The organism is Chromobacterium sp. HL1 (genome assembly GCF_057418835.1).
Window position 1 is genome coordinate 3,881,067 of the sequence record NZ_CP162399.1, and the last position, 14,749, is coordinate 3,895,815.

Annotated in this window: 7 protein-coding genes and 1 CRISPR repeat array; of the genes, 4 read left to right on the forward strand and 3 right to left on the reverse strand. The window is 66.1% G+C overall.

Going from position 1 to position 14,749, the window contains the following annotated elements:
• The first annotated feature begins 112 nt into the window (after window positions 1-112).
• Genes AB1Z25_RS17700 through AB1Z25_RS17710 form a run of 3 tightly spaced genes read left to right on the forward strand, consistent with a single transcriptional unit; the run spans window position 113 to window position 3,053 of the window.
• Window positions 113-1,222 carry an ABC transporter substrate-binding protein gene (locus AB1Z25_RS17700; RefSeq protein WP_486635801.1) on the forward strand — a complete coding sequence of 370 codons (1,110 nt, stop codon included), beginning with the start codon at window positions 113-115 and terminating at the stop codon, window positions 1,220-1,222.
• Window positions 1,219-2,283 (forward strand): FecCD family ABC transporter permease, encoded by a 1,065-nt coding sequence (locus AB1Z25_RS17705; RefSeq protein WP_107800468.1) that lies wholly within the window; start codon window positions 1,219-1,221, stop codon window positions 2,281-2,283. The genes AB1Z25_RS17700 and AB1Z25_RS17705 overlap by 4 nt, the downstream gene beginning before the upstream one ends.
• Window positions 2,280-3,053 (forward strand): ABC transporter ATP-binding protein, encoded by a 774-nt coding sequence (locus AB1Z25_RS17710; protein WP_235086851.1) that lies wholly within the window; start codon window positions 2,280-2,282, stop codon window positions 3,051-3,053. Before AB1Z25_RS17705 ends, AB1Z25_RS17710 begins: the two co-directional genes overlap by 4 nt.
• 83 nt (window positions 3,054-3,136) lie before the next feature.
• Here the strand turns inward: AB1Z25_RS17710 and cas3f are convergent, their stop codons facing one another.
• Together cas3f and cas1f are read right to left on the reverse strand one after the other, a co-directional pair.
• Window positions 3,137-6,481, reverse strand: a complete 3,345-nt coding sequence (gene cas3f / locus AB1Z25_RS17715) for a type I-F CRISPR-associated helicase Cas3f (protein WP_486635802.1) — start codon at window positions 6,479-6,481, stop codon at window positions 3,137-3,139.
• The gene (gene cas1f, locus AB1Z25_RS17720; RefSeq protein WP_235086847.1) at window positions 6,478-7,452 is read right to left on the reverse strand and encodes a type I-F CRISPR-associated endonuclease Cas1f; all 975 of its coding nucleotides are present in this window, start codon (window positions 7,450-7,452) and stop codon (window positions 6,478-6,480) included. Before cas1f ends, cas3f begins: the two co-directional genes overlap by 4 nt.
• A gap of 206 nt (window positions 7,453-7,658) precedes the next feature.
• Window positions 7,659-9,787: direct repeats of the CRISPR family, unit length 28 nt; unit sequence GTTCACTGCCGGATAGGCAGCTTAGAAA.
• Between the two features lie 129 nt (window positions 9,788-9,916).
• On the opposite strand from cas1f, the gene AB1Z25_RS17725 reads away from it, so the two are divergent.
• Window positions 9,917-10,396: a DUF1203 domain-containing protein gene (locus tag AB1Z25_RS17725; protein ID WP_486635803.1), complete on the forward strand. Its 480-nt coding sequence runs from the start codon at window positions 9,917-9,919 to the stop codon at window positions 10,394-10,396.
• Between the two features lie 257 nt (window positions 10,397-10,653).
• On the opposite strand, the gene AB1Z25_RS17730 is transcribed toward AB1Z25_RS17725, so the two are convergent.
• A complete protein-coding gene (locus tag AB1Z25_RS17730; RefSeq protein WP_486635804.1) occupies window positions 10,654-14,538 on the reverse strand; it encodes an amino acid adenylation domain-containing protein in 3,885 nt (1,294 codons plus the stop codon).
• Between the last annotated feature and the right edge of the window lie 211 nt (window positions 14,539-14,749).

The following is a 14,749-nucleotide window of genomic DNA, read 5'->3' on the forward strand; positions in this document are numbered from 1 at the left end:
GCTCCCGTTTCTGTATGATGCTTGCCACCCGCTCCACGGCTAAAGCCCGTCCACCCGCCCTCTCCACCGCGGCGGGCTTTGGCAGCGGAGCCGTATCGCTCAAGGAATCACAATGAAAACACTGTTCTCCCGTCTGCTGCTGGCCGGCGCGCTGGCCGCGGCCACGCTGGCGGCCCAAGCCGCCACCGTCACCGACATCGCCGGCCGTAAAGTGGAAGTGCCGGCCAAGGTCAACCGCATCCTCCTGGGCGAAGGCCGGCTGTTCTACGCGCTGGCCCTGCTGGAAGGCAAGCAGCCCATCGCCCGCATCGCCGGCTGGCAGGGCGACTTCCGCCAACTGGACCCGCAAACCTACGCCCAGTACAAACAACGCTTCCCGGCCATCGACCAGATTCCGCTGATCGGCAAGACCAGCGAGAACTCGGTCAGCGCCGAAAAAGTGCTGACGCTGCGCCCCGACATCGCCGTGTTCAGCATCTCCGGCCACGGCCCGGGCCTGAACAACCCCATCGTGCAGCAATTGCAAGCAGCCAAGGTGCCGGTGGTCTTCGTCGATTTCCGCAACGCGCCGCTGGAGCACACCGTGCCCAGCCTGCGCATCATGGGCAAGGCGCTGCAGCGTGAGGCCGAGGCCGAGCGCTTCATCCGCTTCTACCAGGGCAAGATGGAGGCCATCCGCAAAGTTGTCGCCGCCATCCCGGCGCAGCAAAAGCCCAAGGCCTTCCTGGACCTGCGCGCCGGCGCCTTCAGCAACGTCACCAGCGCCGGCCGCGGCAGCCTGGGCGAGCTGGTGGACGCCGCCGGCGGCGTCAATATCGCCGACAAGCTGATTCCCGGCGCGGTGGGCGAAGTGAATATGGAGCATGTGCTGGCCAGCAATCCGGATCTTTACATCGGCACCGGCACCGCGGACGCCGCCGACAAGACCGGCATCCAGTTCGGCGCCAACATCAGCGCGGCGCAGGCGCAGGCCTCGCTCAAGCGCACCGCCGCGCGCAGCCCGGTGGGCGCCTTGCGCGCGGTGCGCGAAGGCCGCACCTTCGGCGCCTGGCACCACTTCTACAACACGCCTTACCACATCGTGCTGCTGGAAGCCTTCGCCAAGGAACTGCAACCGGCGCGCTTCGCCAAGCTGGACCCGGACGCCAGCTGGAAGCAGCTGCACCGCGACTTCCTGGCCATAGAGCCGCAAGGCACTTACTGGGTCAAGGGCGTTAAATGAGCGGCGAAACCCTAACGCTTTCCGCCGCCATGGTGGCGGCGGACTACCGCCGCACCCTGCTGCGCCGGCTGCTGCTGGTGGCCGTGCTGCTGAGCCTGCTCGCCGTCTCGCTGACGCTGGATGTCACCACCGGCGCCAGCGGCATGCCGCTGGCCGAGTTCTGGCAGACGCTGTGGCACCCGGCCGCCGCCGATCCGGCCACCGAGGTGATCGTCTGGCAGATCCGCCTGCCCTATGCGCTGATCGCCATCGCCGCCGGCCTGGCGCTGGGTCTGGCCGGCGCCGAAATGCAGACCGTGCTGCACAACCCGCTGGCGGACCCGTTCACCCTGGGCCTGCAGCCGGCGGCCGCCTTCGGTGCGGCGCTGGCCATCCTGCTGGACGTCAGCCTCCCCGGCATCCCCGGCCCGTGGATGCTGCCGGTCAACGCCTTCGTGTTCGCGCTCGGTTCCGCGCTGCTGCTGGACGTGGTGGCGCGCTGGAGCAATATGCCCACCAGCGGCGTGGTGCTGTTCGGCATCGCGCTGTTCTTCAGCTTCAACGCCCTGGTGTCCCTGCTGCAATTCGTCTCCACCGCGGACTCGCTGCAAGACTTGGTGTTCTGGCTGATGGGCAGCCTGTCGCGCGCGGACTGGCCCAAGATCGCTTTGCTGTTCGGCGCTTTCGCGCTGATCCTGCCCTGGTCGCTGAGCCAGTCCTGGCGGCTGACCGCGCTGCGACTGGGCGAAGACCGCGCCGCCAGTTTCGGCATCAATGTGCGCCGGCTCCGGCTCAGCTCGCTGCTGCGCGCCAGCCTGCTCACCGCGCTGGCGGTGGCCTTCGTCGGCACCATAGGCTTCATCGGCCTGATCGCGCCGCATATCGCGCGCCGGCTGGTGGGCGAGGATCACCGCTTCTACCTGCCGGTGAGCGCGCTGACCGGCGCCGCCATCCTGTCCATGGCCTCGGTGGTGACCAAGAATCTGGTGCCCGGCGTCATCGTGCCGGTGGGCATCGTCACCTCGCTGGTGGGCATCCCCTTCTTCATCGCCATCGTGCTGCGCAACGGAGGCCGCCAATGAGCTCCGCCCTGTCCATCCATCAACTCTCGGTCAGCTACGGCAAGCGCCAGGTGATACGCGGGCTGGACGTGCCCTGTCTGCGGGCGGGCGACATCACGGCCTTGCTGGGCCCCAACGGCAGCGGCAAATCCACCTTGCTGCGCGCCTTGGCCGGCCTGCAGCACAGCCGCGGCGACGTCCGCCTGGACCAGCGCGCGCTCAGCCGCCAGCGCGGCGAAGTGGCCTACCTGCCGCAAACCCTGCCGCCCAGCGTGCATCTTTCGGTGTTCGAATCGCTGATGGTGGCCGGCCAGGCCACCGCCGCCGGCCTGTCGCGCCGCCATGACGACCAACAGGTGTTCGCGCTGCTGCAATCGCTGGGCATCGAGCAACTGGCGCTGCGCTATCTGGACCAGCTGTCCGGCGGCCAACGCCAGCTGGTGGGCATCGCCCAGGCGCTGATCCGCGAACCGGCGGTGCTGCTGCTGGACGAGCCGCTGTCGGCGCTGGACCTCAACTACCAGTTCCACGTGATGGACCTGCTGCGCCGCGAAACCCGTCGCCGCGGCATGGTCACCGTCATCGTGCTGCACGACCTCAATGTGGCGCTGCGCCACTGCGACCGGGTGCTGATGTTGAAGGACGGCGCGCTGCAAGCCAACGGCGCGCCGGACGAGGTGATAGACAGCCAAAGCCTGCGCCGCGTCTACGGCGTCAGCGGCCGGGTGGAGCGCTGCTCCCAGGGCGTGCCGCATGTGCTGGTGGACGGGCTGCACAGCGGTTTGCGCTGAGAGCCTGTCCGATGTCTGCTGCGAACGGCCGAGGCCGCCGGCGATACCCACGCCGCCTCGGCCGTTTTCATTGCCAGCGCGCCTCAAGCCTTGCAAAACCCCAGCGCCGGATGGAAGCGCCATCCATTATCCGACTGCGGCAAGCTCAGCCCGCCAAAGCGCCGCGCGCAGGCGTCCAGCTCCATGCCCAGTTCCGCCGCCAGCTCGGCCAAGGCCGCCGGATAATCGCTGACGCCCCAGGGCCGGATATTCGGCTGCGTCAACGCCGCGTCCGGCACCCGCTGGTTCAGGCTGGCCTCCACCGGCGTGAAATGCGGCGGCTCCGGCCAGGGCCGGCTTTCCACCCGGTGCAGCGCGTAATCGTCCCCGTCCTCGGTGGGCAATAACAGTAAATCCAGCTCCGGCTCGCCGCCGGCGCGGAAAGGCTGCTGCTGCGCCAACACTCCGCTGAGCAGCGCCTGCGGCTGCTGCCAACAGCTATACGCGCCCAAGGGCGCGATGGCCTGACCCTCGCGCCCCGGCCGGCTGCTGGCGGCCTTGGCCTGGCCGGCCGGCGACATCATCTGCGCCAGCCGCGCATGCTCCAGATGCGACAAGCGCCGCTTCGGCCGCAAGGGCTCCGGCTGCACGATGCGCGGCCGCGCGTCCAGATGCCGGTACTCGTCCTCCTCCAGCAGTTCGCTCAATAGATGGCTGTCCAAGGCAAACGCCTCATTCTCGAAGCCCGGCCTGCGGAAGGCCGGCTGGCTGGGCTGTTCCACGCTGCGCAGATTGCGCTCGGCAATCAGCACATTCACCTTGTCCCACGGATCCGGACGGTGGCGGCGCAGCCGGCCGGCCAGCTGGATCAGCGAACGCATCGACGAGGGCTCGACGATCGCCCAGTCGTAATCGTGGTCCCGACCCACCTCGGTTACCGGCGAGCCCAGCACGATGAACACATGCTCGCGCTCCGGCTCAGCGTCCAGCTCGCGACGGATGGCCGGCAGCGTGAACACCGCTTCCGCTTGTTCGCGGTTCAGCGCCTGGTCCAGCTGGCGCTCGATGGCGGAACGCAACATCAACGGGTATTGCGAGTGGTAGACGCATAAATGCAGCTGCCAGTGCGCCGGCCACGGCAGCGCGTACAAGGCCAGCGCCACTTCGAACAAGGGCTGGATATTGGCCATGCGCACCAGGCCGAAGCTGACCGCCTGGCCGCTGATCGGGTCCCGCTGCTGATTGAGCCGGTGCAAGCGCTCGATGGCCGGCTGCAACTGGGCGGCGAACTCCCGACGCAAGGCCGGCGCCTGCCCCTGGCCAAAACTCAACGGCAATAGTTCAGCGTTGCGCCGCGCCGGCTGCGTGGCCAGCCAATCGGCGCGCCGGCCGGCAAACTGACGCTGCCGCCGGCGGAAAGCGTCGACATCGGCGCAGTCTTCCTGGGCCCGGTCCTGTTCATCCACCCAGGCGCAGCATACCGCCAGCGGCCGCCCCGGCTGGCCGCGATTAGCCTGGAACTGACGGCGGCCAGCCAGATAGGCCTCGAACAAGCCTTCGATCAGCGCCGGCGGCAAGGTGGCGGACGACAGCAGCAGCCGGCTGCCCAGCAAGCCGGCCCAATGCGCCAGCCGAGTCAGCGCCGGCAAGTCCGCCAGGTCGAAATCGTCCGGCTCGTCCAGCACCAGATCTCCGCTCATCAGCCGCAGCATGGGCGCGATCTGCCGCCCGCCGCGCTGGCTTTCCGTCGCCGGCGTCAGATGGTCTATGGTGCACACCAGCAGCGGCGCCTGCAGCAGCTTGGCCGTTTGCGGATCGCGCAGCGCGCGCGACAACAGCGGGTGCTCGCCGCCGGCCTCGTAACGCACCTCGCCGCCCTCGTCCCACAAGGCTTGGCGCGAGGCCGAGCCGCTGGCCTCCGCCTGCCGTTGATAGTGTTTGAACAACTGGGTGTTGGCGCTGCCGCCCACGCAGATGGCCAGATCGTCCTCGTTCAGGCGCAGCCGCTGGCGGAAGGCCTGGCCGGTTTGCAGCGTCAGCGCGCGCAAGCCCAGCGCAAACGCGCAACGCAGGCCCAGCGTCGGGTCCGCCAAGGCGTACATGATCCGCGCATTGCCCAGCGTCTTGCCGCAGCCGGTGGACGCCATATTGACGATGAAAGCGCCCTGCTCCGCCGCCCGCGCGCGCATTCCCGCGGCCAAATCCGCGGCGCGGTCCTGCCAGCGGAAGCGCGCGTCGGCGCTGCGTTGCTGCAAGCGCTTGCGCCGCAGCAGCCGCGGCAACTCGCGCTCGAAACCGGGCAAGGCGCGGCACACCAAGGCGCTCTGCTCCGCCACGCCCAGCAAATGCTCGTCCAGCGGCTGATTGAAATCGCCGGACCGGCCATGGGTATTCGCCCACAGCGGATAGCCGGCCTGGCCGCGCTTGTGCCGCAGCTGGGCGTAATCCAGGCTGGAAAAATGGTGATCCGCCAGCATCAGGCTCAGCCGCGCCACGTGCATCGCGTAAAGATTGTCCAGCCAGCGCGTCTCACCGCGCACGGTCAGGCGCGCCGCCAGCTTGTCCGCCAGCCGCGCGGCGCGGCGGCTCCAGGCCGGCGTGTTCACCGGCAGACCCTGTGGGAAACGCCAGTACGGCGCCAGCTGCGCCGGCTCGGCCTCCGCCTCCCGCCATTCGTTCCAGCGCGCGTCGATATGAGCGGGGATATTCAACAGCATGCGGCTTTGAAAACCCTGCACCTTGGCACCCAAGTAGCGTTGCTTTTCATGCTCGAAGTCCGGCATCAGCGGCAGCCGGTGATGCGTCAGCACCAGCCAGCCCACCGCGGCGCCCAGCGGCGGCAGACGGGAAAACGGCGGTTCGCACGCCGCTCCCATGCCGTCCGCCTGCAAACGCGCCAGCCAGCTGGCATGGTCTTGCGCCGTCGGCTGCCGCAAGCGCGCCAGCCAGCCGGCGTCGTCGTCATCGCCGACAAAGGCCTGGAACAAGCGCAGCGACACCCACTCGTGGCGATAGAGATTGCGCTCGCTCCGCTCGCCGCGCAGCCGTTGCTGAAACGCCTGGCTAGCCTTGCCCAGGTCGTGCAGCAAGGCCGCCAGGCCGGCCAGCAGCTGGATGTCCTCGCCGCTGTGCCAATCGTTCTCGTCCGCGCTGCGCAGCACATTGCGGCGGGTGCTGTGCGTGGGCGTGGCGCCGTCGGCGTTGAAACGGCTGGCGTCGCCGACGATCCACAGCAGCTCGCTATGGTCCTGGCCGCGTATCCAGTGGCAGGCCACCGCGGTGTTCTTGCGCGCGCTCTGGCGCAGCAAGCGCCGCAGCGTGTCCAGCCCGGCCTGGGTGATGGGCGTTTGCCAGACGCGATCGCCGCGACGCTCGGCGAACTGGTCCAGGATCTGCCGGCTGCGCGTCAGCGCCTTCTTGTCGCATTGCGAAATCAGCAGGATATTCATGCCGCCCTCCCCCGCCGCTCGGCAATGTCCTTCAAGGTGTCGATGATGAAGTCCAGCGCCTCGCCGCGGGTCAGCGCCTCGATGCAGGCCTGGCGGAAAGTCTGCTCATCGTCGCCGCGCATCGCGGACACAAAGGCCTGCGGCAGAATCAGCGCGTCCTTGACCAGGTCCGCCGCGTCGAACACCAGCCCGCCGCGCCGGGTCTTGCCGTGCAACACCGCCAGGCCGTGCGGCAAACCCAGCACCCAGGCCGCGGTGGCGCCCAGGCCGTAAGCCAGGTAATTGCCGTGATCCAGAAAGGCGTTGGCCGGGTCCGTGCCGGCGCCGCGCTTGGCGCGGCTGAAATCGCCATAACCGGTGGCCTGCGCCGCCAAACGGAACAACAGCTTGGTCAGCCGCGCCTCCTCGGTCAGCAAATGCGCGTGGTCCGGCGCCTGGGCGATCGCCTGGCGCGAAGCCTGCAAGGCCGCCTCCAGGCCGGCCTCCTCCACCACAAAACCGGCTTCGCGCAAGGCGCGGCTGCCCAGCCAATGCCGCTGCAAGCAGCCCAGCCGCGCCAGCTGCACATCCTTGGCCGCAGCCAGCCGCTGCGCGTCGTCAAACCAGAAACGCACCCAGTACTGCAGATATTCGGTGGGCCGGTACTCGCTTTGCGGCGCAAACCACGCCGCCTCCTGCTCCAGCTCATTGGCGCTGAATAAGGGCGTGCCGCCCCCGCCGCAAAACCCCACCATCACCCCGGCCTTGGCCAGCTCCCGCATCGCCGCCTGCGTCACCGAGGTGCCGGTGCCCAGCAGGATGCAACTAGTGTTGGCGATGGGGATATTCCAGTACAGCGAAGCCTTGCCCGCGTCGGTGACGTATTCCACCCGCCCGCCATTGACCAGCACCCGGCAGTGCTGCAGGTAGTAAAGATTGGCGCGCTTGGAATGCAGAATGGTCTTGAGATCGGACGGGGAAAAATCGGACACGGCGAATCCTTCGGAATGGAACGCGACAGCGCATCTTGCCATGGGCATGAGCGCAGGGACAGCCAGCGCGGTCTACCCTTTTTTTCTGCCCCCAGGGGCCGACATTTAAAAACAATGACTTAGCGATAAGCTGAAAATTTGGGTCAAAGCCGGAAGAATCGCTGAGAATGCCCACGCCATAAGGACTGTGGGCGGTGTAGACTCTAGTTCACTGCCGGATAGGCAGCTTAGAAATTTGCCGGATCGCGTCGGCGCGAAGGTCAGGAGTTCACTGCCGGATAGGCAGCTTAGAAATTGAAGCGCGTCCGCTATGGTGGCTGATGGAAGTTCACTGCCGGATAGGCAGCTTAGAAAACCAGCGCCGCATGGCGTTGTCGGTTGTGGACGTTCACTGCCGGATAGGCAGCTTAGAAATGAAAGTGGAGGTCAGTGTTCTTTGACGCGTAGTTCACTGCCGGATAGGCAGCTTAGAAAAAAAACCATTGGTGCGGCATACGATACTAATAGTTCACTGCCGGATAGGCAGCTTAGAAATGTCGATCTGCCGACAACGTCTGATGGTTGGCGTTCACTGCCGGATAGGCAGCTTAGAAAGACTTGGAGTGCCGCGTAGTGGACGTAGTGATGTTCACTGCCGGATAGGCAGCTTAGAAAATTTTGTCCGGTTTCCTTCACATGAATGGCATGTTCACTGCCGGATAGGCAGCTTAGAAAAGACGGACGACTGGCCGAGAAGCGAAGACAAAGTTCACTGCCGGATAGGCAGCTTAGAAAGCTCTTGTCGGACGGAGCGCGCGCCCGAGAAGGTTCACTGCCGGATAGGCAGCTTAGAAATTGCGCGCGTCGTTGGTGATCTTGAGCGGATTGTTCACTGCCGGATAGGCAGCTTAGAAAAATATTCAGGCGTGTCCGGATCATCTCCAGCCGTTCACTGCCGGATAGGCAGCTTAGAAATGAACAGGTTGAGCGATGACGCAAACCTACCGGTTCACTGCCGGATAGGCAGCTTAGAAATGGCCGGCCCAGCGCGGTATCACCCAGCCGAGGTTCACTGCCGGATAGGCAGCTTAGAAAGCGGAGGAGGCCAAACTCGAAAAAAGCAAAGCGTTCACTGCCGGATAGGCAGCTTAGAAATGGTGTCGGGTTTGTGCGAAGCGCTGTGCTGGGTTCACTGCCGGATAGGCAGCTTAGAAAATTTAGACTCAGAGCCATCAGCATTTTTGGTAGTTCACTGCCGGATAGGCAGCTTAGAAAACACCGGGATGGTGGCCGACCACGGCATGCCGGTTCACTGCCGGATAGGCAGCTTAGAAAAGCTGCAGATGGAAGGGCATGGTAGGGACAGAGTTCACTGCCGGATAGGCAGCTTAGAAAACAGGCAAGCGCGTTTCGGCATGCTGCAGAACGTTCACTGCCGGATAGGCAGCTTAGAAATTGGCGATTAAGGGTGTTCTCTAGAACCCCTGGTTCACTGCCGGATAAGCAGCTTAGAAATGAAATCTGCGCTTGATGCCGGACAGGGCTCGGTTCACTGCCGGATAGGCAGCTTAGAAAGGGCGACGCTCCACGCCAGAAAACCAGACCAAGTTCACTGCCGGATAGGCAGCTTAGAAATCGGTCCACACCACTTTGTCCAAATTCGGGTCGTTCACTGCCGGATAGGCAGCTTAGAAATGACACGCATGCACACAGGCGGGATGTCCTAAGTTCACTGCCGGATAGGCAGCTTAGAAAGAGATGTTCAAGAGCGGTCTCTTCCCTCCCAAGTTCACTGCCGGATAGGCAGCTTAGAAAGACAGCATCGTTTCTCAACTGGCTCGGCCTGAGTTCACTGCCGGATAGGCAGCTTAGAAAAGGAACTGCTTGGCCTCTACCAGCTCGCGTTCGTTCACTGCCGGATAGGCAGCTTAGAAAGCCAAAACCTACCGGCTGACCAACGACTGCGGGTTCACTGCCGGATAGGCAGCTTAGAAAAAAGATAATCCAATGGTATCAAATACTTAATCGTTCACTGCCGGATAGGCAGCTTAGAAAAATGGCGGCTGACCGCAAAACGAAACGCGCCGGTTCACTGCCGGATAGGCAGCTTAGAAAGACCTCGGAAACACCCAGCCTGGCGACGGCAAGTTCACTGCCGGATAGGCAGCTTAGAAAATTCGGCCACGCCGCCGGCGTAGCCGCCACGTTGTTCACTGCCGGATAGGCAGCTTAGAAACAGCTCCATGCCAATCTTGCCCATCACTTGCCGTTCACTGCCGGATAGGCAGCTTAGAAAATCGGCACAACGATATAAGGCCGGTACTGCGCGTTCACTGCCGGATAGGCAGCTTAGAAAACGGAGACGGGGCAACTCCACTTGCCATGCACAGCGATTGCCTGAAAACGAGCGCAGCAAGAATCGGGTCGCCCGCAGGGGTACGCCGCCATAGACTTCGGACATTTCAATGATACGAAGGAACGCGGCATGGCTTGGCAACTGGAAACCTTGGATCCGGTTTTCGTCGATCGGGCACGACACAAAGGGATTGATGCGCTTGGCCAAGCCGTGCGGCGGATGACTGCCGTCGGCGGCGAACCATTTCGCGATGCACTGCGCCGCGCCATTCCGGGTGAGGAGCTGATTCTGGCGAGCTACAGCCCATTCCACCAAGTCGGGCCATACCGCGAGTATGGTCCGGTTTTCCTGGCAGCTGAATCACAGCCGGAACCTTTGCCCGAGCTGTCAGCGCTACTGCACCGCGTTGGCGTGAATGCCTACCTCGGCGACAGCGTGGCGCTGCGCGCTTACGACAAAGAACAGACCATGCAGGAAGCCGCACTGCTGCAAACGCATGAGGTGGAGGCGACTCTGACACGCTGGGAGGCACGGCCCGAAATCGCTTTCGCGATGCTGCGTTTCCCCGCCCATGGATGCTATGCGCTGCGACTGAACCGGCACGAATAAATGGAGCCCATGCGATGCGTGATCGGCCATCGGAAAATCAGCCCTTAGAACCTGTTTACGATCTGCTGCGCGTACACGGTAAACAGCCCTTCGAAATGCTCATGTACCGGATGTACAATCCGCTTTCTCAGCCGCAACGCCTTGTCTCGCTCTTGCTCGCGAGATCGTAAACAGACTCTTACGGAGCAAGCCGCGCTCAAAAAGCAAAAACGCCGCTCACCCAAGGTGAACGGCGTTTTTCATCAAACCGGCGCGGCTCAAGTCAAGCGCCGCGCCAACTCCTCGCCTATCCTTCGCATCGGCTCCGGATCGCTCATGCCGAAGTGGTCGCAGTCCAGCTCCACGCACTCCAGCGTGCCGCCGAGGAAGGGCCGCCAATCATCCGGCTTGGGCGCGTCTTCCGGGTGGATGCCGGCGTGGAACAGCAGCACGTCGCCGTCGTAAGGCGGGGTTTGGCTGTCGCGGAACAATTGCATGCCGTGCAGCGAGGCCTCGCCCAGCCGTTCCAGTGCAGCACGGCCCAGCGGCGCCAACGGGCTGCCGGGGCGCAGCAGGCGTTGGTAGATCGCCTCATTGTCCAGCGGCTGGCCGTTCTCGTCGGCGTCCACTTCGCCGTTGACACTGAGCACCGTCACCAGCGCGTCGTGCAATGTCGGTTGCGGCCGGCCCTGCCAGCTGGCGGTCGGATAGCTGTCCATCAGCGCCGTCAGTTCCACGGTTTCGCCGGCGGCGCACAACTGCGCCGCCATCGCCTGCGCCAACCCGCCGCCCAGGGACCAGCCCAGTAGCCGGTACGGCCCTTGCGGCTGGACTTCGCGCACGCGGGCCACGTAGTCCGCCACCATCGCGTCGAAGCTGGCCGGCTTGTCGCCGGTGATGCCGGTGGCCTGCAAGCCGTAGATGGCCACGCCGGGCAGGTGTTTAGCCAGGCCCAGATAGCACCAGGACAGGCCTTCCGCCGGGTGCAGGCAGAACAGCGCCGGCAGCGCGCCGGGCTGGATGGTCAGCCGCGGCGCGAATTCCTGGCCTTCGCTGGCCGACGGCGGCCGGTGCGCGGCGGGCGCGCTCAGCGCCTGCGCCAGCGCCGCCACCGTGCTGTGGCTGAACAGCGCGGACACCGCCACTTCGCGGTTCAGGCGCTGCGCCAGCCGGTTGGCCACTTGGATGGCTTGCAGCGATTTGCCGCCCAGTTCAAAGAAGTTGGCGTGGCGGCTGGGCGGGTTCACGCCCAACACTTGCTGCCACACCTCCATCACCTGGCGTTCCAGCGGGCTGGCATCTTCCGCCGCGGTTGGCGCTTGCGCTTCCATGCCGGCGGCCAGCTGCTTGCGGTCTATCTTGCCGTTGACGTTGCGCGGCAGGCTGTCCAGCCAGCGCCAGTGATCCGGGATCGCCGCCGCCGGCAGCACCTCAGCCAAGCGCGAGCGCATCGTCGCCGGCTCGGTCTCGCCGCCGCTGAGGAAGGCGGCCAGGGTATAGCCGCCGCCGGCCAGCGGCAGGCCCACCACCGCGGCCTCGCGCACCTCCGGGCAGGCCAGCAGCGCGTTTTCGATTTCGGCCGGGTCGATGCGCAGGCCGCTGATTTTCATTTCATGGTCCAGCCGGCCCAGGAAGCGCAGCTGGCCGTCGCTCAGCCGCGCGCGGTCGCCGGTACGGTAGGCGCGCGGCGCGCCGGGCAGCGCGTCCAGCGTTACAAAGCGGCGCGCGGTCAATTCTTCCCGGCCCAGATAGCCGATGGCCAGCGCCTCACCCAGCAGGCACAGTTCGCCGTCCTCGCCCTGCGCCACCGGCTGCAGGCGCTCGTCCACGATGGCGGCGCGCACGCCGGGGCGCGGCAGGCCGATGGGCACGCTGTCGCCGCCGTCCCACACCGCGCCGGGGCCGGACAGGATGGCGCTGGTGGCGATGATGGAGGCCTCGGTGGGCCCATAGCTGTTGAGCAGCACGCTGCTGGGCAACAGCGCCTGCCAGCGGCCGGCGCGTTCCGGCAGCGCGGCTTCGCCGCCGATGATGGTCAGCCGCACGCTGGCCAGCTGCGCGGCCAGTTCCGGCTGCAAGGCGAAGGCCAGTTCGTGCCAGAAGGCGGTGGGCAGGTCCAGCACGCTGATGCGCTGGCGCGCCACCGCGGCGGCGAAGGCCGGCATCGACTCCAGCATCGCGTCGGTGCGCAGCACCAGGGTGCCGCCATGGCACAGCGCCAGGAAGATTTCCTCGATGCTGGCGTCAAAGTGCAGCGGCGCGAATTGCAGAATGCGTTCGTCGGCGCCGATGCGGTACAGCTGGCCGGCGCTGCTGACGAACTGGGCCAGCGCGCCGTGGCTGACCAGCACGCCGTTGGGCTTGCCGGTGGAGCCGGAGGTGTAGAGCAGATAAGCGGCTTGGCCGGCCGCCGGCGCCGGATCCGCGGCGGCCAGCGCGTCCTGTTGCGGTGGCAGGTCCAGGCATAGCGCCGGCACGGCGCCCAAGAGCGGACGCCAGGCGCTCAGGGTGACGGCCAGCCGAGGCTGCGCGTCGTCCAGCACCATGGCCAGCCGCGTCGGCGGGCCGTGCGGGTCCAGCGGCACATAGCAGCCGCCGGCCCACAGCGTGGCCAGGATGGCGACGATGGCTTCCGGGCTGCGCGGCAGCACGATGGCCACCCGTTCCTCCGCCTGCAGGCCGGCGGCTTGCAAGCGGCCGGCCAGTTGCAGCACGCGCTGCAACAGCTCGCGGTAGGACAGGCGCTCGCCGTCCTGTTCCAGCGCCGTCGCGTCCGGCCGCGCGGCGGCGGCGGCGCGGATCAGGCTCAGCACCTCCCGCGGTTCGCGCTCCAGCGCCGCGCCGTCCAGCACGCTCAGCGGCGGCAGCTCCGGCAGCAGCTCGCTCAGCGCGGCGTCCGGCGCGCGGCCGGCCCAGGCGTCCAGCCAGGCCAGCAAATCGTCGCGCAGGCCGTCCAGCTCCGTCTGCGGGTAGGCGTTGGGGTTGGCTTCCAGGCACAGCCGCCATTCGGTGTTCAACAGGCTGAAATTGATCGACACATCTTCCACCGGGCCGGAACCCAGCGGCAGCACCCGGCTGTCCAGACCGGCGAACGGCGCGCGGCGGTCGAAAGGCATCAGGTTCACCACCGCGCCGAACAAGCGCTGCTGGCCGCCGACGCGCGCCAGATCGCCGCGCAGCTGCTCGTAGCGATAGCGCTGATGCGGCCGGATCGCGCGCAGGCTATCCGCCAGCTGGCGGCTCAGTTCCGCCGCGCCCAGCTCTTCGTCCAGCCGCAGGCTCAGCGGCGCGATATTCATCGCCATGCACGGCACCGCCAGCGCCGGCGTGCCCAGGCGGTTCATCACCGGCAGGCCCAGGGTCAGCGCGCGGCGGCCGCTGCGCTTGGCCAGCCAGGCGCCCACCGCCGCCAGCAGCCAGGCGCCCCAGTCCACGCCGTGCTGTTTGGCCGAAGCCTGCCAGGCGGCGATCTGCGCCGGGCTCAGCCATTGCTCGGCCTTGTTCACCCCGTCCGCCAGCAAGGCGGCGGGCGCCAGCGTGCTGGCCGCCGGCTGACGGCCCTGGCGCTGCAGCCAGAAGGCGCGGTCCTGCGCGCAGGCCTCGCTGGCCTGGTAGTCGTGATCGGCGGCGACGATCTTGTCCAGCGACCAATCCGCCAGCGGCGGCAAGGCCTGCTGCTTGACGCGGGCGCTGTAGCGCGCCGCCAGCGCCTGGCTCAGCAGGCCGTAGGCGAAGCCGTCCAGCGCGATATGGTGGGTCTGCAGATACCACCAGTGCCGCTCCGGCCCCAGCTTCAGCAGCGCGCCCAGATAGAGCGCGTCCCGCGCCGGATCGCACGGCCGCGCCAGCGCCTGAGCCACCCAGGCGCGCGCCGTCGCTTCCGGTTCCGCTTCCGCGCTGAAGTCCAGGCAGGGTATCTCCGCCTGCGCGGCCACCGGCTGCTGCCACAGCTGGCTGCCGTCAAACTCGAAGCGCATGTTCAGCGCCGCGCAATTGGCCAACACCTCGGCGGCGCTGTCGCGCAAGGCGTCCAGGTTCAGCGCGCCGCGCAGCTCGGTGGCTTCGGCGGTGAGGTAACTCGGGTTGTCCGGGGAAAGTTGCTGTCCCATCCAGATGCCGTGCTGCGCGGCGCTGACGGGGAGGCGAGAAGCGGTCAAAGTCATAAGAAGGCGTGCCGTTGCGGTTCCATGCCAGCGCTATGATGCGTGGGCAGATCAAATGAGAGCAGCAATCTTACACTATAAATGGGAATGATTATCAATATTGAATTGATAAGCCTCACTACACAGCAAAGCACCTCACACCCTTCGCCTAAGTAGCAGGAACATTGAAGTACGGCACACCGCAGCAAGCATGCTTCACAATGCCGCTAGC